The 18866-nt window shown below is 72.8% G+C and carries 15 protein-coding genes and 1 riboswitch; of the genes, 11 read left to right on the top strand and 4 right to left on the bottom strand.

Annotated elements, in window-relative coordinates; translation table 11 throughout:
* Positions 1 to 24 precede the first annotated feature (24 nt).
* Entirely contained in the window at positions 25 to 438 is a 414-nt protein-coding gene (locus GTY58_RS33385; protein ID WP_037646969.1) for a VOC family protein, read from the top strand.
* 51 nt (positions 439 to 489) lie between these two features.
* Here GTY58_RS33385 and GTY58_RS33380 read toward each other — a convergent pair whose 3' ends face one another.
* From GTY58_RS33380 to GTY58_RS33370, 3 genes are all read right to left on the bottom strand, one after another.
* Positions 490 to 1932, bottom strand: coding sequence for a hypothetical protein (locus GTY58_RS33380; RefSeq protein ID WP_078234931.1), 1443 nt, complete (start codon positions 1930 to 1932; stop codon positions 490 to 492).
* 172 nt (positions 1933 to 2104) lie between these two features.
* A complete protein-coding gene (locus tag GTY58_RS33375; protein WP_010987822.1) occupies positions 2105 to 3232 on the bottom strand; it encodes an alpha/beta fold hydrolase in 1128 nt (375 codons plus the stop codon).
* Positions 3233 to 3428: 196 nt separating this feature from the next.
* Positions 3429 to 4154, bottom strand: a complete 726-nt coding sequence (locus tag GTY58_RS33370) for a class II aldolase/adducin family protein (protein ID WP_010987821.1) — start codon at positions 4152 to 4154, stop codon at positions 3429 to 3431.
* Between the two features lie 196 nt (positions 4155 to 4350).
* Here GTY58_RS33370 and GTY58_RS33365 point away from each other — a divergent pair, with 196 nt between their 5' ends.
* From GTY58_RS33365 to cobI, 10 genes are all read left to right on the top strand, one after another.
* Entirely contained in the window at positions 4351 to 5094 is a 744-nt protein-coding gene (locus GTY58_RS33365) for a lysozyme (RefSeq protein ID WP_010987820.1), read from the top strand.
* 190 nt (positions 5095 to 5284) lie between these two features.
* Positions 5285 to 6538, top strand: coding sequence for an inorganic phosphate transporter (locus GTY58_RS33360; RefSeq protein ID WP_010987819.1), 1254 nt, complete (start codon positions 5285 to 5287; stop codon positions 6536 to 6538).
* Between the two features lie 12 nt (positions 6539 to 6550).
* On the top strand, positions 6551 to 6766 hold the full coding sequence (locus GTY58_RS33355; RefSeq protein WP_010987818.1) for a hypothetical protein: 216 nt from the start codon (positions 6551 to 6553) through the stop codon (positions 6764 to 6766).
* Between the two features lie 197 nt (positions 6767 to 6963).
* A riboswitch (cobalamin riboswitch) is annotated at positions 6964 to 7107 on the top strand.
* Between the two features lie 117 nt (positions 7108 to 7224).
* Positions 7225 to 8166 (top strand): cobalamin biosynthesis protein, encoded by a 942-nt coding sequence (locus GTY58_RS33350; protein WP_010987817.1) that lies wholly within the window; start codon positions 7225 to 7227, stop codon positions 8164 to 8166.
* Positions 8163 to 9671: a cobyric acid synthase gene (locus GTY58_RS33345; RefSeq protein WP_010987816.1), complete on the top strand. Its 1509-nt coding sequence runs from the start codon at positions 8163 to 8165 to the stop codon at positions 9669 to 9671. Before GTY58_RS33350 ends, GTY58_RS33345 begins: the two co-directional genes overlap by 4 nt.
* Positions 9668 to 13321: a cobaltochelatase subunit CobN gene (gene cobN / locus GTY58_RS33340; RefSeq protein ID WP_010987815.1), complete on the top strand. Its 3654-nt coding sequence runs from the start codon at positions 9668 to 9670 to the stop codon at positions 13319 to 13321. Before GTY58_RS33345 ends, cobN begins: the two co-directional genes overlap by 4 nt.
* Positions 13318 to 15387: a putative cobaltochelatase gene (locus tag GTY58_RS33335; protein WP_010987814.1), complete on the top strand. Its 2070-nt coding sequence runs from the start codon at positions 13318 to 13320 to the stop codon at positions 15385 to 15387. The genes cobN and GTY58_RS33335 overlap by 4 nt, the downstream gene beginning before the upstream one ends.
* Positions 15387 to 15986: a cob(I)yrinic acid a,c-diamide adenosyltransferase gene (cobO, locus tag GTY58_RS33330; protein WP_010987813.1), complete on the top strand. Its 600-nt coding sequence runs from the start codon at positions 15387 to 15389 to the stop codon at positions 15984 to 15986. Before GTY58_RS33335 ends, cobO begins: the two co-directional genes overlap by 1 nt.
* Entirely contained in the window at positions 15986 to 17344 is a 1359-nt protein-coding gene (locus GTY58_RS33325) for a cobyrinate a,c-diamide synthase (protein ID WP_171033151.1), read from the top strand. The genes cobO and GTY58_RS33325 overlap by 1 nt, the downstream gene beginning before the upstream one ends.
* Positions 17341 to 18090, top strand: a complete 750-nt coding sequence (gene cobI, locus GTY58_RS33320) for a precorrin-2 C(20)-methyltransferase (RefSeq protein ID WP_010987811.1) — start codon at positions 17341 to 17343, stop codon at positions 18088 to 18090. Before GTY58_RS33325 ends, cobI begins: the two co-directional genes overlap by 4 nt.
* Positions 18091 to 18113: 23 nt before the next feature.
* On the opposite strand, the gene GTY58_RS33315 is transcribed toward cobI, so the two are convergent.
* Positions 18114 to 18842 (bottom strand): ZIP family metal transporter, encoded by a 729-nt coding sequence (locus GTY58_RS33315; protein WP_010987810.1) that lies wholly within the window; start codon positions 18840 to 18842, stop codon positions 18114 to 18116.
* Positions 18843 to 18866: the final 24 nt, after the last annotated feature.

Genomic DNA, 18866 nt, shown 5'->3' with positions numbered 1-18866 from the left:
ACGAGGCGATAAGGGGTGATCGGCATGGCAGGCATGGACAGCGGGCGTCCGAGTATCTGTCCGTCGTTGCTGTACGCGGACGCGAAGGCGGCGATCAAGCAGCTCACGGAGGCCTTCGGCTTCACGGAGCTGTCGGTGTACGAGGGCGAGGACGGCTCGGTGATGCACGCCGAGCTGGTGCAGGGCAACGGCGCGGTCATGCTCGGCTCGAAGGGCCGCGGCGGCCGCTTCGACGAGGCGATGAAGAACGCGGGCCCCTGCGGGGTGTACGTCGTGGTGGACGACGTCGACGCCCACCACCGGCGCGCCGTGGACCACGGCGCGGAGATCCTGATGCCCCCGACGGACCAGGACTACGGCTCGCGGGACTACATGGCCCGGGACGCCGAGGGCAACATCTGGAGCTTCGGCACGTACGCCCCCGAGATACAGGGCTGACGCTCCCCCGGGCGACCAGGGCGCGTCTTGGGGACCAGGCCGGATCCTGGGCTAGCTCCCGCCCGTGTGCACCTGGAAGGCCGCACGGCGGACTGCCCTGGCGAGTGCCGGATCGGGGTGGGCGGCGGCGAGCGCGACCAGGACCTGCACGGTGCGGGGGTGCCCGACCGCGCGTACCTCGTCGAGGAGCGCCGGCACGGTGGGCTGTACCGCGGACTCCAGGTGGCGCACGAGGAGCGGGGCTTCGCCGTGGTCGGCGACGGCCGCCGCGGTGTCCACCCACAGCCAGGTGGACTCCTCGCGGGTGAGCACCTCGTGGGCGTCCTCGGGGTCGTGACCGTCGTGCTCCGCGAGCCACAGCAGGGCGTACGGGCGCAGCGGGGTGGCCTCGGCCACGGCGCGCACATCGGGCTCGGCGGGAGCGCCGACCACGCGCAGCGCCTCGAAGGCGAGGCCGCGCAGGAGGGCGTCGTCGCCGCGGGCCGCGTCGAGGAGCTCGGTGACGGCGCTGCCGACGGTGCGGGCGGCGAGCCAGGCGCGGTACTCGGCACGGGCGGCGTTCGGGCGCAGCTGGGCACAGCCGCGGAGCATGTCCTCCGCGTTCTGCTCGATGTTCCCGGCGGGGCTCTGCGCGGCCACGCAGATCTGCTCCAGCTTGACCCACACCGCCCAACTGCCGAGCGGGGTGAGCGTGGCCTGCCCGTCGGCGCAGGTGAGCGCGCCCACGGAGGCGAGGGCGTGCAGGGCCCAGTCGAGGAGGGGGGAGAGCGGGGTGTCCTCGGCGAGGCGCTCACCGGGGATGCCGAAGACACCGCCGGAACGCCCCGCGGGGACCTCGACGGGCTCCGCCTGGGGGCCGTACGGGACCTCGCAGCGTTCCGTGCGCAGCTCGGTGACCCGCTGGTCGAGCAGGTCGAGGAGTTGCTCGAAGGGGACGGGGCCCGCCGACAGCTGGAGGAAGGAGAGCACCTGCGGCATCGCGGAGACGACCTCGGCGACGGCGGCGTGCTCGTGCTCCTCGGGTTCCGGGTAGGCGAGCGACCAGGCGTCGAAAAGGGCGACCCAGCCGCGCAGTACGGCGCTGTCGTCGCGGTTCCACGCGCGCAGCCGCCAGCCGGGGCGGGCACTGTCGCCGTGCACCTCGACGAGGCCCGCGAGGCGTGCGGTGTCCCAGTCGGCACGGACCTGAGCCGGGGTCAGGCCCAGATCGGCGGCGGCCCGTTCGGCGGTGGTGTCGGAGAGGGTGCCCCTGCCGTCGGAGGGCCCTACGCCGTGCCCCGGGCGGAGCGCGGCGTCGGCCCAGCGGGCGACACGGGCCGCGTCGGCGAGGCCGGTGCGTGCCATGCGGGCCAGTTCCGCGGGCGGAGGGGTGCCCTCCGGCGGCCGGGGTGCCGGGCGGCGCGTGCGGCGCTGGGTCACCGCTCGGGAGGCTGCGGCCAGGGGCCGCGGGCGGACGAGTCGGAGCCTGGAGTCGCGCGGGTTACGGGACGTCACGGGTGCAGTCTTCCGGTTGACGGTCCGAAAACCCAAACGGAATGTCACGGGGGGCGACAGGGGTGGCCAATGGACAGGTCTGGGCAGGCGCTCGAGACGGGTGAGGGAGCACTTGGTGAAACCCGAACCGGAAGCGGCTTTGCCCCTTTGCGAGGGGCTGTCGGAGGTGTGCCTACATCAAGGGGGTGAGGAAGCGGCGCATGGCCTCTTCGTACACTCCGGGGTCGGCGTTCCACATGGCTCCGTGCGGGGCGTTGGTGACCGTGTGGAGGGTGACCAGATTGGGGCGGCTGTCGGCCAGACGGCGCGAGAGGCCCCAGGGGGCGACGGTGTCGCCCGGACCGTGGAAGATCAGCACCGGCGCCTGGAGGTGCTGGGGGTCGGCGGCCACCTGGATGCGGTCGCCGTGCAGCCCGGTGCGGCCCTGGGCGGCGCGGACGGCGAGCGGCAGCAGCGCGCCGGGGGTGCGACGGGCCGCGGCGAGGGTGCGCACGGTGGTCTCCCAGCTGAGTACGGGCGAGTCCAGCATGAGCCCGGAGATCCGCTCGCGCAGCCCGGAGTGCGCGGCGGCGCGCAGGGCCATGGTGGCGCCGGTGGACCAGCCGTGCAGGACGACCCGCTCGGCGCCGTAGCGCACGGCGTAGCGGATGGCCGCGTCCAGGTCGCGCCACTCGGTCTCGCCGAGGTGGTTCAGGCCGTCCTGGGGGCGGGGCGCGCCGAGGTCGCCGCGGTAGGCGAGGTCGAGCACCGGGAAGTGGTGGCGGTTCAGGAACCCCATGACGTTCATGGGGTGTTCGCGGGTGGCGCCGAGGCCGTGCACGGTGATCACCCAGGTGTCGCGGACGCCGGGTACGAACCAGGCGGGCAAGGGGCCGAGCTCGCCGGGGATGTCGACGTCGGCGTGCTCGAGGCCGAGGGCGGAGCTGGGGTTGCCGATGTGCACGTTCGGTGTCAGCCAGACCTTGTCGCCGGGCTCCAGGGTGCCGTGGGTGACGCGTTCCAGGCGGCGTACGACCGTGTCGGCGGAGTGGGGAGCGGCGGCGAGGACCGGACCGACGACCGCGTGGGAGCCGTCGCCGGAGATGCCGTAGGTGCCGGGCCGTTGGGAGGCCAGGGCGCGGGTGAGCGTGATCTGGCCCGCGGCCGTGGAGTGCACGGTGAGGCGGGGTTCGGTGGGCAGCGGTCTGCCCGGCGGCGCCTTGAGCGCGGCGTCGCTGGCGAACCGGCCGGCGGCGACACCGGCCGCGCCGGCTGCTATGGCTACGGTGACGGCGGCGGCCGTCGCTTTGACTGTGCGCACGGATTCAGTCTCCTTGCGGAGTCCGCCACCGGCCAGCCGGAGGACGGCTCGGGGCGAGGCTCCCTGCCGGGTTCGGAGGTGTTGTTTCCCGTGCCGCGCCGGGTACCCCGCCACCGAACCGGCATGCGCCGGCGGGGTCCGCGGCGCCGCCCGGCCAGGACCGCGCCGTCCCCGCGGTGCGATCCCGGCGCCCGCGCTACCGCCCCGGCTGCCCGTACCCCCGCAGGCGCTCCCCCGCCTCCGCCACCTGTTCCTCCGTGAGGAGCGTCGGGGTCAGGCCCGGTATCGAGGACGCCGTCAGCCATACGCGGCACATCCACTCGAGTTGGGCCGTGCGGTCGTACGCCTGGGGCAGGGTCGCGCCGTAGGCGATCGTGCCGTGGTTCTGGAGGAGGCAGGCCGTGCGGTCCTCGAGGGCCCGTCGCATGTTTTCGGCCAACTGTGGCGTGCCGTACGTCGCGTAGGGGGCGACCCGGACCGGCCCGCCGAGCGCGCCCGCCATGTAGTGGATCAGCGGCAGCTCCGGTACGAGCGTCGACACGGCCGTGGCGTGCACGGCGTGCGTGTGGACGACGGCGCGCGCGTCGGTGGTGCGGTAGACCGCCAGATGCATGGGCAGTTCGCTCGTCGGGACCAGCGAACCGAGCACCTGCCGGCCGTCGAGGCCGACGCCCACGACATCGGCGGGCGTCAGCCGCTCGTAGGGCACTCCCGTGGGTGTGACCAGGACGGTGTCCCCCACGCGCACGGAGACATTGCCCGACGTGCCGACGACCAGACCGTCGGACACCGTGCGGCGGGCGGTGGCCACGAGGTCGTCCCAGGCCCGGGCCACCTCGTCCCGCTGCCCCTCCTCGCGCCGCTCCTGGGGGTGCTCCCGCACGCCCCCCGCATCCCGCCCGTCGCGCCGCTGCTCAGCCATGCCGCGATCCTGCCAGGCGAGGGCCGGGGCCGCCGGTGGACCTGGGCACTTTAGGGCGGAAGCCATACGTCCGTAAGGGCGCATACCGATACATATCGCCTGCTCGCGATGATTGGCCGGTGGTCGACGGACTTGGGCCGATCTCCCAGTAACCTCTGGGAGATTTGCCGCACACGTCGCCATTCCGGGGGGAAATATGGCCCGTGATCACAAACCGTCCCGTCGCCGCGCCCGCGTCCTCGCCGCGTCCGCGGCGGTGTTCGCCATCGGGGGGACCGTCTTCGCCGGGCTTCCCGCCTCGGCGGCGGGCAAGCCGCTGGGCCACGACGTCTCGTCCCACCAAAAGGATGTCAACTGGTCGGGCGCGCAGGCGAAGGGCGCCAGGTTCGTCTACATCAAGGCGACCGAGTCCACCGACTACCGCAACCCCTTCTTCGGCCGGCAGTACAACGGTTCGCGCAACGCCGGCCTGCTCCGTGGCGCGTACCACTTCGCACTGCCGGACAAGTCGTCCGGCGCCGCCCAGGCCGCGTACTTCGTGCGCAACGGCGGCGGCTGGCGCGCCGACGGCTGGACGCTGCCGCCCGCACTCGACATCGAGTACAACCCGTACAGCAAGAAGAAGTGCTACGGCCTGAGCAAGGCCAGGATGGTCGGCTGGATCCAGTCGTTCAGCGACGAGGTGAAACGGCAGACCGGCCGCCGCCCGGTGATCTACACGACCACGCACTGGTGGAACAAGTGCACCGGCGGCAGCGCCGCCTTCGCCGCCGACCACGCGCTGTGGCTGGCCCGCTACGACTCCGCGAACGCGGGGGCGCTTCCGGCGGGCTGGTCGTTCTGGACGTTCTGGCAGTACGACAACAGCGGCAGCCTGCCGGGTGACCAGAATCTCTTCAACGGGTCCATGACCGGACTGAAGCGCTTCGCCAAGGGCTGACCCGACCCCGCCACAAGCCTCCGGAGGCCGGAATTCCGCCTCCGTTCGAAAGGGAGATACCGTCGCTTCGTCACAAGCGGAGCGACGGGACTCCGATAGAGACACCCCACAGCCCGCCTCAGTTCATCTTCCGTTCACCCAGGTTGCTTACGGTCCACCTGCCACTGACGTCCAACAGAAGCCTGGGTAAATGGAACACATCACGCTTCTCCTCGGGATCGTGATCGTTACCGCTCTCGTGTTCGATTTCACGAACGGTTTCCACGACACTGCCAACGCGATGGCGACGACCATCTCGACCGGCGCTCTGAAACCCAAGACGGCGGTGGCCATGTCCGCCGTGCTGAATCTCGTCGGCGCTTTCCTCTCCGTGGAGGTCGCCAAGACGATCTCCGGCGGCATCATCAACGAAGAGGGCATCCGCGTCGAAGTGATCTTCGCGGCGCTCGTCGGCGCCATCCTCTGGAATCTGCTGACCTGGCTCCTGGGTCTGCCCTCCAGCTCCTCCCACGCACTGTTCGGCGGCCTGATAGGCGCCGCGGTCATGTCGGCCGGCTGGTCGTCGGTGAACGGCCCGACCATCGTCACCAAGATCCTGATCCCCGCCGTCGCCGCGCCGGTCGTGGCCGGAATCGCCGCGATGCTGGCGACCCGCCTCACCTACCGGATCGGCGCCCGCGCCGACGAGAAGGCGACCAAGAAGGGCTACCGCGCCGGGCAGATCGCCTCGGCCGGCCTGGTCTCCCTCGCCCACGGCACGAACGACGCGCAGAAGACGATGGGCATCATCACCCTCGCGCTGGTGACCGGCGGTGTCGTCGCCCCCGGCTCGAACCCCCCGATGTGGGTCATCGTCTCGGCCGGCACGGCCATCGCGCTGGGCACCTACCTCGGCGGCTGGCGGATCATCCGCACCATGGGCAAGGGCCTGACCGACCTGGCCCCGCCGCAGGGCTTCGCCGCCCAGACCAGCGCCGCGACGGCCATCCTGGCCTCCTCGCACATCGGCTTCTCGCTCTCCACCACCCAGGTCTGCTCCGGCTCCGTCCTCGGTGCGGGCATCGGCCGCAAGGGCGGGGTGGTCCGCTGGTCCACCGCGACCCGGATGTTCGCCGCCTGGGGTCTGACCCTGCCGGCCGCCGGCCTGGTCGGCGCGGGCGCCGAACTCCTCACCAAGCAGGGCACCTGGGGCACCATCGCCACCGGCGTGCTGCTGGTCGCCGGTGCGGGTGCCATCTGGGCCCTGTCCCGCCGCCAGCCGGTGACCGTCGACAACGTCAACGACATCGCGGCCGAGCCCGCGGGTGTCGTCACCACCGCGATCGCCGCGGTCACCCCGCCGCCGGCGGGCCCGGTCTCCGTGGTCGACGCCACCGCCGACCTGAAGACCACCATCCCGGCCCCGTCCCCGGGCGCGGAGCCCACCCGTCCGGCCACGGTGTAAGGAACGAACAGCATGAGCATCGACTGGGCAGCACTGGGCTCCGTCTTCGGAGTCAGCCTCGTGGTCACCGTCGGCCTGGTGGGCCTCTTCACCCTGGGCATCGTCGGCCTCACCAAGAAGGAGTCGGCCGAGGGCGGGTCGGCCGCACTGGCGACCACCGGCGCCTACGCCTGCTTCGCGGCGTGCGCGGCGGCGGTGGCGTACGGGATCTATCTGATCGTCGCCTGACGCACGGCGGTACACGCACCTGGGGTGCGGGACGGACCATCCGTCCCGCACCCCACGCGTATGCGTCCCGCACCCCACGCATAAGCACCCCGTGCTCCATGCGCGTGCGCCCCGCCCCACGCCCGAACGCGCCCCGCACGCCGTGTGCGTGTGGGCCTCAGCACACTCCTCCGTCCCAGGTCAACAGCAAGTTGACGGGTGTTCGGGAGCCATGGTGGACTGCCGGAGCCAAGTACGGCGGCAGAAGAGGAAGCCGGTGTGAGTCCGGCGCGGTCCCGCCACTGTCACCGGGGAAGTAAGTCCCCGGGAGCCAGGAACTCTCACCGCCGGTCTCGTCGAACCAGGGCGTGGACACCCTGAGTGAGGACATATCGCCATGCGCGGCTGCCCGTTGCGGGTCTTGCTCACCAGTACGTTCAGCACGCGGCCTCTCCTCCCCCCGACGGCGGGCTGACCCCATGCGTGCCGATCGCGTCTTCGCGTACGGCGCCGCCGCCGGGCTCATCGGCGACCTGCTCCTGGGCGATCCCCGCCGCGGGCATCCGGTCGCCGCGTTCGGGCGGGCCGCGGGCGTCGTGGAGCGGGTGCTGTGGCGGGACCACCGCGGGTGGGGCGCGCTGCACACCGTCGTCTGTGCCGGTGGGGCCGTGGGCCTCGCCGCCGTCGCCGCCCGTTCCGTACGCACCTCCCGTACCGCTTCCGTCGCGCTGACCGCCGCCGCCACCTGGGCCGTGGTCGGCGGGACCTCCCTCGGGCGCGAGGCGCGGGCCATCGGGCAGGCCCTGGACGCGGGGGACATCGAGGGGGCCCGGGAGCGGCTCCCCCATCTGTGCGGGCGCGACCCGGGGGCCCTCGACGCCGACGGGATCGCCCGCGCCGTCGTCGAGTCCGTCGCCGAGAACACCTCCGACGCGGTCGTGGGGGCGCTGGTGTGGGGGGCTGTCGGCGGCGTGCCGGGGCTCGTCGGTTTCCGGGCCGTCAACACGCTCGACGCCATGGTCGGGCACCGGTCTCCCCGGTATCTGCGGTACGGGTGGGCCTCGGCCCGGCTCGACGACGTCATGGGGTGGCCGGGCGCCCGGCTGACGGCCGTACTCGCCGCCCTCGCCGGACACGATCCGCGCGGCGCCCTGCGCGCCTGGCGCTCGGACGCCGCCCGGCATCCGAGCCCCAACGCCGGCCCGGTGGAGGCCTCCTTCGCGGGGGCTCTCGGGGTACGGCTGGGCGGAACGCTCTCGTACGGGGGCAGGGTCGAACACCGGCCCGTGCTCAACGGCGGCGGACGGGCCGTGGACAGCAAGGACATCGAGCGGGCCGTACGCCTGTCGCGGCGGGTGGGCTGGCTCGCCCTGGGCGTGGCCGCCGCCGGGCGGCTGTGGAAACGGGGAGGGACGTCATGAGCGGCGGACTGCTGATCGCCGGTACCACCTCCGACGCGGGCAAGAGCGTCGTGACCGCCGGGATCTGCCGGTGGCTGGTGCGCCAGGGCGTCAAGGTCGCGCCCTTCAAGGCGCAGAACATGTCCCTGAACTCCTTCGTCACGCGCGAAGGTGCCGAGATCGGGCGCGCGCAGGCCATGCAGGCACAGGCCGCCCGGGTCGAGCCCACCGCGCTGATGAACCCCGTGCTGCTCAAGCCCGGGAGCGACAGAAGCAGCCAGGTCGTCCTGATGGGCAGGCCCGTGGGCGAGATGAGCGCGCGCGGCTACCACGGCGGGCGGCAGGAGGCGCTGCTCGGGACCGTCCTGGACTGTCTCGCCGAGTTGCGGGGCACGTATGACGCGGTGATCTGTGAGGGGGCCGGCAGTCCTGCCGAGATCAATCTGCGGCGGACCGACATCGTGAACATGGGGATCGCACGCAACGCGCGGCTGCCCGTGCTCGTCGTCGGCGACATCGACCGCGGCGGCGTCTTCGCCTCCTTCTTCGGAACCGTCGCCCTGCTGTCGCGCGAGGACCAGGAACTCGTCGCCGGGTTCCTCGTCAACAAGTTCCGCGGGGACGTGTCCCTGCTGGAGCCGGGCCTCGACATGCTCCGGAACCTCACCGGGCGGCCCTCGTACGGCGTCCTCCCCTTCCAGCACGGCCTCGGCATCGACGAGGAGGACGGACTGCGGGTGTCGTTGCGGGGATCCGTACGGGAGTCGGCGGTGTCCTCCCCCGTCGGCGAGGACATCCTCCGCGTCGCCGTCTGCGCGATCCCCCTCATGTCCAACTTCACGGACGTGGACGCGCTGGCCGCCGAACCGGGCGTCGTCGTGCGGTTCGTGGACCGGCCCGAGGAGCTGGCGGACGCCGACCTCGTGGTGATTCCGGGGACCCGCGGGACGGTCAAGGCGCTGGAGTGGCTGCGGGAGCGGGGACTTGCCGAAGCGCTGCGGCGCAGAGCCGCGGCCGGACGGCCCGTGCTCGGGATCTGCGGCGGTTTCCAGGTCCTCGGCGAGCACATCGAGGACGACGTCGAGAGCCGTCGGGGCCATGTGGAGGGGCTCGGACTCCTCCCCGTGCGCGTCCGGTTCGCCCGGGAGAAGACCCTCACCCGGCCCGTCGGCGAGGCCCTCGGCGAGCACGTCGAGGGGTACGAGATCCACCACGGCGTCGCCGACGTCACGGGCGGCGACCCCTTCCTGGACGGCTGCCGGGTCGGCGCCGTGTGGGGTACGCACTGGCACGGCTCGCTGGAGTCGGACGGTTTCCGCCGGGCCTTCCTGCGCGAGGTGGCGGCCGCCGCGGGCCGCCGCTTCGTACCGGCCGCCGGCACGTCGTTCGCCGGGCTGCGCGAGGAGCAGCTGGACCGGCTCGGCGATCTGATCGAGGAACACGCGGACACGGACGCGCTGTGGCGGCTCATCGAGTCGGGCGCACCGTCAGGACTGCCTTTCATTCCACCGGGAGCGCCCGCATGAGCACAGTGTTGTTGTTGTCGACCGCCGACACCGATCTGCTGGCGGCCCGCGCCTCCGGCGCCCCGTACCGGATCGGCAATCCGACCCGGGTCGACGTGTCCGAAGAGCTGCCCGCGCTCGTCGCGGGCTCGGACATCGCCGTCGTACGGCTCCTCGGCGGCAAGCGCGCCTGGGAGGACGGGCTGGCGGCGCTCAAGGCGTCCGGGATTCCGACCGTGCTCCTCGGCGGCGAGACCGTCCCGGACGCGGAGCTGATGGCCGAGTCGTCCGTGCCCGCCGGGGTGGTCGCCGAGGCGCTGCGGTATCTGGTCGAGGGCGGTTCCGCCAACCTCGTCGAGCTGGCCCGCTTCCTGTCGGACACCGTGCTGCTGACCGGCGAGGGCTTCGTCGAGCCGCAGCAGATGCCGGAGTACGGCGTCCACGGCGAGCGTCCGTACACGCAGGGCCGTCCGACCGTCGGCGTGCTCTTCTACCGGGCCCACGAGCTGAGCGGCAACACCGCCTTCGTGGACACGCTGTGCGATGCCGTCGAGGCGCGGGGCGCCAACGCCCTGCCCGTGTACTGCGGTTCGCTGCGCGGCGCGGACACCGGGCTGTACGAGATCCTCGGCAAGGCCGACGCGCTCGTCGCCACCGTCCTCGCCGCGGGCGGCACCCACGCCTCCCAGGCATCCGCCGGCGGCGACGAGGAGGCGTGGGACATCGGCGCGCTCACCGATCTCGACATCCCGGTGCTGCAAGGCCTCTGTCTCACCTCCTCGCACGCCGCCTGGGAGGGGTCGGACGCCGCCCTGTCCCCCATGGACGCGGCGATGCAGGTCGCGATCCCGGAGTTCGACGGCCGCCTCATCACGGTCCCCTTCTCCTTCAAGGAGCAGGGCCCCGACGACGTCCCGGTGTATGTCGCCGACCCCGAGCGGGCCGCGCGGGTCGCCGGAATCGCCCTGCGGCACGCCCTGTTGAAGCACAAGCCGAACGCGGAGAAAAAGCTCGGGATCGTCTTCACCGCCTATCCGACCAAGCACTCGCGGGTCGGCAACGCGGTCGGTCTCGACACGCCCGCCTCCGCGGTACGGGTCCTCGACGCGCTCCGGGACGCGGGCTACGGCCTCACCGAATACCCCGACAACGGCGACGAGTTGATCCACCGGCTCATCGCGGCCGGCGGCCACGACGTCGAGTGGCTGACCGAGGAGCAGCTCGCCGCCGCTCCGGCGCGCGTGCCGCTCGCGGACTACCGGGCGTGGTTCGAGACGCTCGACCCCGCTCTGCGCGAGGGCATGCTGGAGGCCTGGGGCGAGCCGCCGGGCTCCCTCTACGTCGACGGCGACGACATCGTGCTGGCCTGCCTCCAGTTCGGGAACGTCGTCGTGATGATCCAGCCGCCGCGCGGCTTCGGCGAGAACCCGATCGCGATCTACCACGACCCGGACATGCCTCCGTCGCACCACTACATGGCGGCCTACCGGTGGCTGGAGAACAGTTTCGGCGCCGACGCCGTCGTACACATGGGCAAGCACGGCACGATGGAATGGCTGCCGGGCAAGGGGCTCGGGCTCAGCGGTGGCTGCGCCCCCGACGCCGTACTCGGCGAACTCCCCCTGGTCTACCCGTTCATCGTCAACGACCCCGGCGAGGGCACCCAGGCCAAGCGCCGCGGGCACGCCACCGTCGTCGACCACCTCGTACCGCCGATGGCGCGCGCGGACACGTACGGCGACCTCGCCAAGCTGGAGCAGCTCCTCGACGAGTACGCGCTCGTGTCCGACCTGGACCCGACGAAGGCACCGGCCGTGCGCGCCCAGATCTGGACGCTGGTCAAGGCGGCCGAGCTGCACCACGACCTGCACGTGGACGATCAGCCGGACGACGACGCGTTCGACGAGTTCGTCATGCACATCGACGGCTATCTGTGCGAGATCAAGGATGTGCAGATCAGGGATGGCCTGCACATTCTCGGCGGCGGGCCGGAGGCCGAGCCGCGCGTGAACCTCGTGCTGGCCGTGCTGCGGGCCTCGCAGGTGTGGGGCGGTCAGGCCAACGCCCTGCCGGGCCTGAGGGCGGCGCTGGCGGCCCATTTCGGCCTGGTCGAGAAGGAGTTGCTGGGCGAGCCGGGTGCGCCGGTGAAGGTGCCGGCCGAGCTGAGCGACCTCGTCGAGGGGCCGTCCCGGTCGGCGGCCGACGCGATCGACCTGCTGGAGCAGCTGTGCCGACGGGCCGCCGAGGGCATGGAGGAGCGCGGCTGGGACGTCGCCGCCGTCCCCGCACTCGTCCGCGAGGTCCTGGGCAGCGAACTCCCGGACGCCGTGGCGGTGCTGGAGTTCGCGTGCCGTGAGGTCGTGCCGCGGCTCGCCCGGACCACGGACGAGATCGACCACATCCTCCGCGCGCTGAACGGCGGTTATGTCCCGGCGGGCCCCTCGGGTTCGCCGACGCGCGGACTCGTCAACGTCCTGCCGACCGGCCGCAACTTCTACTCCGTCGACCCCAAGGCCATCCCGTCCAGGCTGAGCTGGGAGGTCGGGCAGTCGCTCGCGGACTCGCTGATCCAGCGGTATCTCCAGGACACCGGCGAGTACCCGAAGTCGGTGGGCCTCACGGTCTGGGGCACGTCCGCCATGCGTACGCAGGGCGACGACATCGCCGAGATCCTCGCGCTGCTGGGCTGCCGTCCCGTCTGGGACGACGCCTCGCGCCGGGTGACCGGCTTCGAGGTCGTGCCCCTGGACGAACTCGGGCGCCCCCGCATCGACGTCACGGTCCGGATCTCCGGCTTCTTCCGGGACGCGTTCCCGCACGTGGTCGGGCTGATCGACGACGCGGTGCGGGCGGTGGCCGAACTGGACGAGCCCGTGGACCTGAACTACGTCCGCAAGCACGCCGACGAGGACACCGCCGAGCACGGTGACCGGCGACGCGCCACGGCCCGTGTCTTCGGCTCCAAGCCGGGTGCGTACGGCGCCGGTCTGCTCCCGCTCATCGACGCGCGCAACTGGCGCTCCGACGCGGACCTCGCCGAGGTGTACGCGGTGTGGGGCGGATACGCGTACGGGCGCGGGCTGGACGGGCGGGCGGCGCGCGGGGACATGGAGACGGCGTTCAAGCGCATCGCCGTCGCCGCGAAGAACGTCGACACCCGCGAGCACGACCTCGTCGACGCAGACGACTACTTCCAGTACCACGGCGGCATGGTCGCCATGGTCCGGCATCTGACGGGCGCGAGTCCGGAGGCCTACGTCGGTGACAGCGCCGTACCGGACCAGGTGAAGACCCGGACCCTCGGCGAGGAGACGCACCGCGTGTTCCGCGCGCGGGTCGTCAACCCGCGCTGGATGGCGGCGATGCGGCGCCACGGCTACAAGGGCGCCTTCGAGATGGCGGCGACCGTCGACTACCTCTTCGGGTACGACGCCACGGCCGGCGTGGTCGACGACTGGATGTACGAGAAGCTCAGCGCGGAGTACGTCTTCGACGCGGAGAACCGGGACTTCATGAAGAAGTCCAACCCGTGGGCGCTGCGCGGGATCACGGAACGGCTGCTCGAAGCGGCCGAGCGCGGGCTGTGGGCCGAGCCGGACGCACAGACGCTGGAGCGGCTGCGCGCCACCTATCTGGAGCTCGAAGGCGATTTGGAGGGCGACGACCAGTGAGTACCCCGTTTCCGTTCACGGCCGTGGTCGGCCAGGACGATCTGCGGCTCGCGCTGCTGCTGAACGCCGTGTCGCCCGCGGTGGGCGGCGTGCTGGTCCGCGGCGAGAAGGGCACGGCCAAGTCCACGGCCGTACGCGCGCTTTCGGCCCTCATGCCCGAGGTGGACGTCGTCGCGGGCTGCCGCTTCTCGTGTGCGCCCGGCTCCCCCGACCCGGCGTGCCCGGACGGACCGCACGAGGTCGGGCCGGGCGTTCGGCGTCCCGCGCGCATGGTCGAACTGCCCGTCGGCGCCTCCGAGGACCGGCTCGTGGGCGCGCTCGACATCGAGCGGGCGCTCGCGGAGGGTGTGAAGGCCTTCGAGCCCGGCCTGCTGGCCGACGCGCACCGCGGGATCCTGTACGTCGACGAGGTCAACCTCCTCCACGACCACCTGGTCGACCTGCTCCTGGACGCGGCCGCGATGGGTGCCTCGTACGTGGAACGCGAGGGCGTCTCCGTACGGCATGCCGCCCGCTTCCTGCTCGTCGGGACCATGAATCCCGAAGAGGGCGAGCTGCGGCCGCAGTTGCTCGACCGGTTCGGGCTCACCGTCGAGGTCGCGGCCTCGCGGGAGCCCGATCAGCGGGTCGAGGTCGTCCGGCGCAGGCTCGCGTACGACGACGATCCGGAGGCCTTCGCCGCGCGCTGGGCCGACGAGGAGTCCGCCGTGCGGGCCCGGATCGTGGCCGCGCGGGAGCTGTTGCCGTCCGTGCGGCTCGGCGACGGGGCGCTGCGGCAGATCGCGGCGACCTGCGCGGCCTTCGAGGTCGACGGGATGCGGGCCGACATCGTGATGGCGCGGACGGCGACCGCGCTGGCCGCGTGGGACGGGCGCTCCGATGTGCTCGCCGAGGACGTACGGCAGGCGGCGCTGCTCGCGCTGCCGCACCGGCGGCGCCGGAATCCGTTCGACGCGCCGGGGCTCGACGAGAACAAGCTCGACGAGACGCTGGAGGAGTTCGGCGGCCAAAACGAGGACGAAGGCGACGACGATCCGGATCCGGACGGGCCGGGCGGTGGCGGGCAGCCACCGGAGAACGGCCCCGAGGGCGGACCTCAGGACGGCCCTCAGGACGGATCTCAGGAAGGGCCTCAGGACGGGGCCGACAGCTCGGAACCGGGTGGTGACGAGGCCGCGCGGCCTCAGGCCGGTGAGTCGGGGCAGCCGGGGGCGTCCGGTGCCGGTGAGCAGCAGGCCGTGCGGGCCGGTGAGCCGTTCCGTACGAAGGTGCTGAGCGTGCCCGGTCTCGGCGAGGGCGCGGCGGGCCGGCGTTCGCGCGCGCGGACCGAGCACGGGCGCACGACCGGGGCCCGGCGGCCCCGGGGGACGCTCACCAAGCTGCACCTGGCGGCGACCGTGCAGGCCGCGGCACCCCATCAGCGGGCGCGCGGCCGGTCGGGGCGTGGGCTCGTCGTACGGCGGGACGATCTGCGGCAGGCCACCCGTGAGGGGCGTGAGGGCAACCTCGTGCTCTTCGTGGTCGACGCCTCCGGGTCGATGGCGGCCCGGCAGCGGATGAGCGCCGTCAAGGGCGCGGTGCTGTCGCTGCTGCTCGACGCGTATCAGCGGCGGGACAAGGTGGGGCTGGTGACCTTCCGCGGGTCCGCGGCCGAGGTGGCGCTGCCGCCCACCTCTTCGGTGGACGCGGCCGCGGTGCGGCTGGAGTCGCTGCCCACGGGCGGGCGGACGCCGCTGGCCACGGGGTTGCTCAAGGCGCACGACGTGCTGCGGGTGGAGCGGCTGCGGGATGCGGCACGCCGGCCGCTGGTCGTCGTGGTGACGGACGGGCGGGCGACGGGCGGCCCCGAGCCGGTGGCGCTCGCGGGCCGGGCGGCGCGGCTGTTCGCGGCCGACGGGGTCGCGTCCGTGGTCGTCGACTGCGAGTCGGGGCCGGTGCGGCTCGGGCTGGCCGGGCAGCTCGCCGGGGAGCTGGGCGGGACGCCCGTCACGCTGGACGAGTTGCGGGCCGACTCGATCGCCGGGCTCGTACGAGACGTTCAGTCAAGCAACAGGAGGGCCGCGTAATGCCGCAGGGGCAGCCGAGTGTCGTACCGGACGATGGACTGACCACCCGCCAGCGCCGCAACCGGCCGCTCGTGATCGTGCACACGGGCATCGGGAAGGGCAAGTCGACCGCCGCCTTCGGGCTGGCGCTGCGCGCCTGGAATCAGGGCTGGCCGATCGGCGTGTTCCAGTTCGTGAAGTCGGCGAAGTGGAAGGTCGGCGAGGAGAACGCGCTGCGGGTGCTCGGCGCCAGCGGTGAGGGCGGGTCCGTCGACTGGCACAAGATGGGCGAGGGCTGGTCCTGGGTCCAGCGGGATGCCCAGATGGACAACGAGGAGAAGGCCCGCGAGGGCTGGGAGCAGGTCAAGCGGGACCTGGCGGCCGAGACGTACAAGCTGTACGTGCTCGACGAGTTCGCCTACCCGATGCACTGGGGGTGGGTCGACACCGACGAGGTGGTCTCCGTGCTGCGGGAGCGGCCCGGTACCCAGCACGTCGTCATCACCGGCCGCAACGCGCCCGAGAAGCTCGTCGGCCTCGCCGACCTCGTGACCGACATGTCCAAGGTGAAGCACCCGATGGACGCCGGTCAGAAGGGGCAGAGGGGCATCGAGTGGTGATGTCGTCCGTCCCTCGGCTGGTCATTGCCGCGCCCTCCTCGGGCAGCGGCAAGACCACCGTTGCCACGGGGTTGATGGCCGCGTTCACCGCGCGGGGGCTCGCCGTGTCCCCGCACAAGGTGGGGCCCGACTACATCGACCCCGGGTATCACGCGCTCGCCACCGGGCGGGTGGGACGGAACCTCGACGCGTATCTGTGCGGGGCGGAGCTGATCGCGCCGCTGTTCGCGCACGGGGCGCGGGGCTGCGATCTCGCCGTCGTCGAGGGTGTGATGGGGATGTTCGACGGGGCCGCCGGGGAGGGCGAGCTGGCCTCCACCGCCCACGTGGCGAAGCTGCTGCGGGCGCCGGTGGTGCTGGTCGTCGACGCGTCGTCGCAGTCGCGGTCGGTGGCGGCGCTGGTGCACGGGTTCGCCTCCTGGGATCCGCGGGTGCGGGTCGGGGGCGTGATCCTGAACAAGGTCGCTTCGGATCGGCACGAGGAGCTGTTGCGGGAGGCGCTGGACTCGGCGGGAGTACCGGTTCTCGGGGTGCTGCGGCGGGCCGAGCAGGTGGACACGCCGTCGCGGCATCTCGGGCTGGTGCCGGTCGCCGAGCGGCTGGCGGCGGCCGTGGCGGCGGTGGCCGCGATGGCCGCGCAGGTGCGCGAGGGCTGCGACCTCGACGCGCTGTTCGCGCTGGCGCGCGGTGCGGGTGCACTGTCGGATGACCCGTGGGAGCCACCGGTGCTCTCCGCGACGGAACGTCCGACGGAACGTCCGGTCGTCGCCGTCGCCGGCGGCCCCGCCTTCACCTTCTCCTACGCCGAACACGCCGAGCTGCTGGCCGCCGCCGGGGCCGAGGTCGTCACCTTCGACCCCCTCCGCGACGAGCGACTGCCCGACGGGAGTGCCGGGTTGGTGATCGGGGGCGGCTTCCCCGAGGTGTACGCGCCGGAGCTGTCCGCCAACGAGCCGCTGCGGAAGGCCGTCGCGGAGCTGGCGCTCGCGGGCGCGCCCGTCGCCGCGGAGTGCGCCGGGCTGCTGTATCTCTGCCGTGAACTCGACGGGCAGCCCATGTGCGGTGTGCTCGACGCCGAGGCGCGGATGTCCGGCAGGCTCACGCTCGGCTACCGCGACGCCGTCGCCGTCGGCGACAGCGTGCTCGCCGCGGCCGGGACCCGGATGCGCGGCCACGAGTTCCACCGGACCGTCGTCGAGCCGGGCGCGGGGGCGGCTCCCGCCTGGGGGGTACGCGCCCCGGTTCGGCGGGTCGAAGGTTTCGTACAACACGGTGTGCACGCGAGTTATCTGCACACGCACTGGGCCGCCGCGCCCGGTGTCGCCCACAGGTTCGTCGAGAGGTGCCGGACGTCATGAGCAGCAAGCTGATCGGAGTCGGGGTCGGACCCGGCGACCCCGAGCTGGTGACCGTCAAGGGCGTCAACGCTCTGCGGGCCGCCGACGTCGTGGTCGTACCGGTGATGGCCGCACCGGACGGGACGGACGGCGGCGAGCGGGGGCGCGCCGAGGCGACCGTCCTGCACTACGTGCCCGAGGAGAAGGTCCTGCGGGTCGTGTTCGCGCTCAACGAGCGTGCCGACCGCGGCCGGCGCGAGGCCGCCTGGGACGCCGCGGGCGGGCGGGTGGCCGAGCTGCTCACGGCGCACGGCACCGTCGCCTTCGCCACGATCGGCGACCCCAACGTGTACTCGACCTTCACCTATCTCGCGCACACGATCCAGGACCTGGTCCCGGGGACCGTCGTCGAGACCGTGCCCGGCATCACCGCCATGCAGGACCTCGCCGCCCGGTCGGGGGCCGTCCTCACCGAGGGGACCGAACCCCTGACCCTCGTCCCGGTGACCGCCGGGGCGGCCGTGCTCAAGGAGGCGCTGAACGGGCCCGGCACGGTCGTCGCGTACAAGTTCGGGCGGCAGGCGCACGAGGTGGCCGAGGCGCTGCGCGAGACCGGCCGGATCGACGACGCCGTGTGGGGCTCGGCGCTGGGGCTGGCGGAGGAGTCCATCCGGCCCGCCGCGGACCTCGACGGCGGGCCGCTGCCCTACCTCTCCACGCTGATCGCCCCCGCGCGGCGCGAGGGCGGACGCGGCGGGAAGCTGTGACCGACGGAAGAGACGGCGGGAGATCAGCCCGCGAGGCCCACCACCAGCCAGATGAAGCCCACGCCCGCCACGGTGCACAGCAGGGTGGAGCGGGCGGGGTGCTCGTGGTGTGCCTCCGGGAGGATCTCGGCGGCGGCGAGATAGAGCAGCGCGCCGCCGAAGAGGGCGAGGTAGCCGCCGAGCAGGCGCTCCGGGATGGTGAACGCCAGGGTGGACGCCGCGCCCAGCACGGGGGCCACCGCGTCCGCGACGAGCATGATGACCGCCTTGCGGCGCGCGTTGCCGTACAGGGCCGTGAGCGTGTACGTGTTGAAGCCGTCCGCGAAGTCGTGCGCGATGACCGCGACGGCCACCGCCAGGCCCATGCCGCCGCCCACCTGGAAGGCGGCGCCGATCGCGACGCCGTCCATGGCGCTGTGTCCGACCATCGCGGCGGCGGCCGTCAGGCCCACCTCGGGCGCCCGGCCGTTGCTCTCCGCGCCGCCGTGGGCGGCCTGCCGGTGCGCCAGCAGGCGTTCCACCAGGTGGGCCAGCAGGAAGCCGGCCACGAACAGCAGCAGTGCGGCCGGTACGCCGAACACCTTGCCGCCCGCCGCGTCGAGCGCCTCCGGCAGCAGGTCCATACCGACCACGCCGAGCATCAGCCCGCCGGCCAGGCCCAGCACCAGGTGGCGACGGTCGGTCACCCGCTGTGCCGTCCAGCCGCCGGCCAGCGTCATCAGGAACGCGCCGAGCGCGACGAAGACCGCCATACGCCCTTGCTATCCGATCGACCC

The sequence above is a fragment of the Streptomyces sp. SID5469 genome (assembly GCF_009862865.1).
Classification (GTDB): domain Bacteria; phylum Actinomycetota; class Actinomycetes; order Streptomycetales; family Streptomycetaceae; genus Streptomyces; species Streptomyces avermitilis.
Note: the sequence above shows the minus strand (reverse complement) of the source record. Positions and strands in the feature narration are given on the sequence as shown.

Excerpts from the sequence above, each read along its gene's own strand:
- GTY58_RS33345 (WP_010987816.1), top strand. The coding sequence starts at position 8,163 with ATGAGCGGCGGACTGCTGATCGCCGGTACCACCTCCGACGCGGGCAAG.
- GTY58_RS33370 (WP_010987821.1), bottom strand. The coding sequence starts at position 4,154 with ATGGCTGAGCAGCGGCGCGACGGGCGGGATGCGGGGGGCGTGCGGGAG.
- GTY58_RS33385 (WP_037646969.1), top strand. The coding sequence starts at position 25 with ATGGCAGGCATGGACAGCGGGCGTCCGAGTATCTGTCCGTCGTTGCTG.
- cobI (WP_010987811.1), top strand. The coding sequence starts at position 17,341 with ATGAGCAGCAAGCTGATCGGAGTCGGGGTCGGACCCGGCGACCCCGAG.
- GTY58_RS33365 (WP_010987820.1), top strand. The coding sequence starts at position 4,351 with ATGGCCCGTGATCACAAACCGTCCCGTCGCCGCGCCCGCGTCCTCGCC.
- cobO (WP_010987813.1), top strand. The coding sequence starts at position 15,387 with ATGCCGCAGGGGCAGCCGAGTGTCGTACCGGACGATGGACTGACCACC.
- GTY58_RS33350 (WP_010987817.1), top strand. The coding sequence starts at position 7,225 with ATGCGTGCCGATCGCGTCTTCGCGTACGGCGCCGCCGCCGGGCTCATC.
- cobN (WP_010987815.1), top strand. The coding sequence starts at position 9,668 with ATGAGCACAGTGTTGTTGTTGTCGACCGCCGACACCGATCTGCTGGCG.
- GTY58_RS33355 (WP_010987818.1), top strand. The coding sequence starts at position 6,551 with ATGAGCATCGACTGGGCAGCACTGGGCTCCGTCTTCGGAGTCAGCCTC.
- GTY58_RS33315 (WP_010987810.1), bottom strand. The coding sequence starts at position 18,842 with ATGGCGGTCTTCGTCGCGCTCGGCGCGTTCCTGATGACGCTGGCCGGC.
- GTY58_RS33325 (WP_171033151.1), top strand. The coding sequence starts at position 15,986 with ATGTCGTCCGTCCCTCGGCTGGTCATTGCCGCGCCCTCCTCGGGCAGC.
- GTY58_RS33360 (WP_010987819.1), top strand. The coding sequence starts at position 5,285 with ATGGAACACATCACGCTTCTCCTCGGGATCGTGATCGTTACCGCTCTC.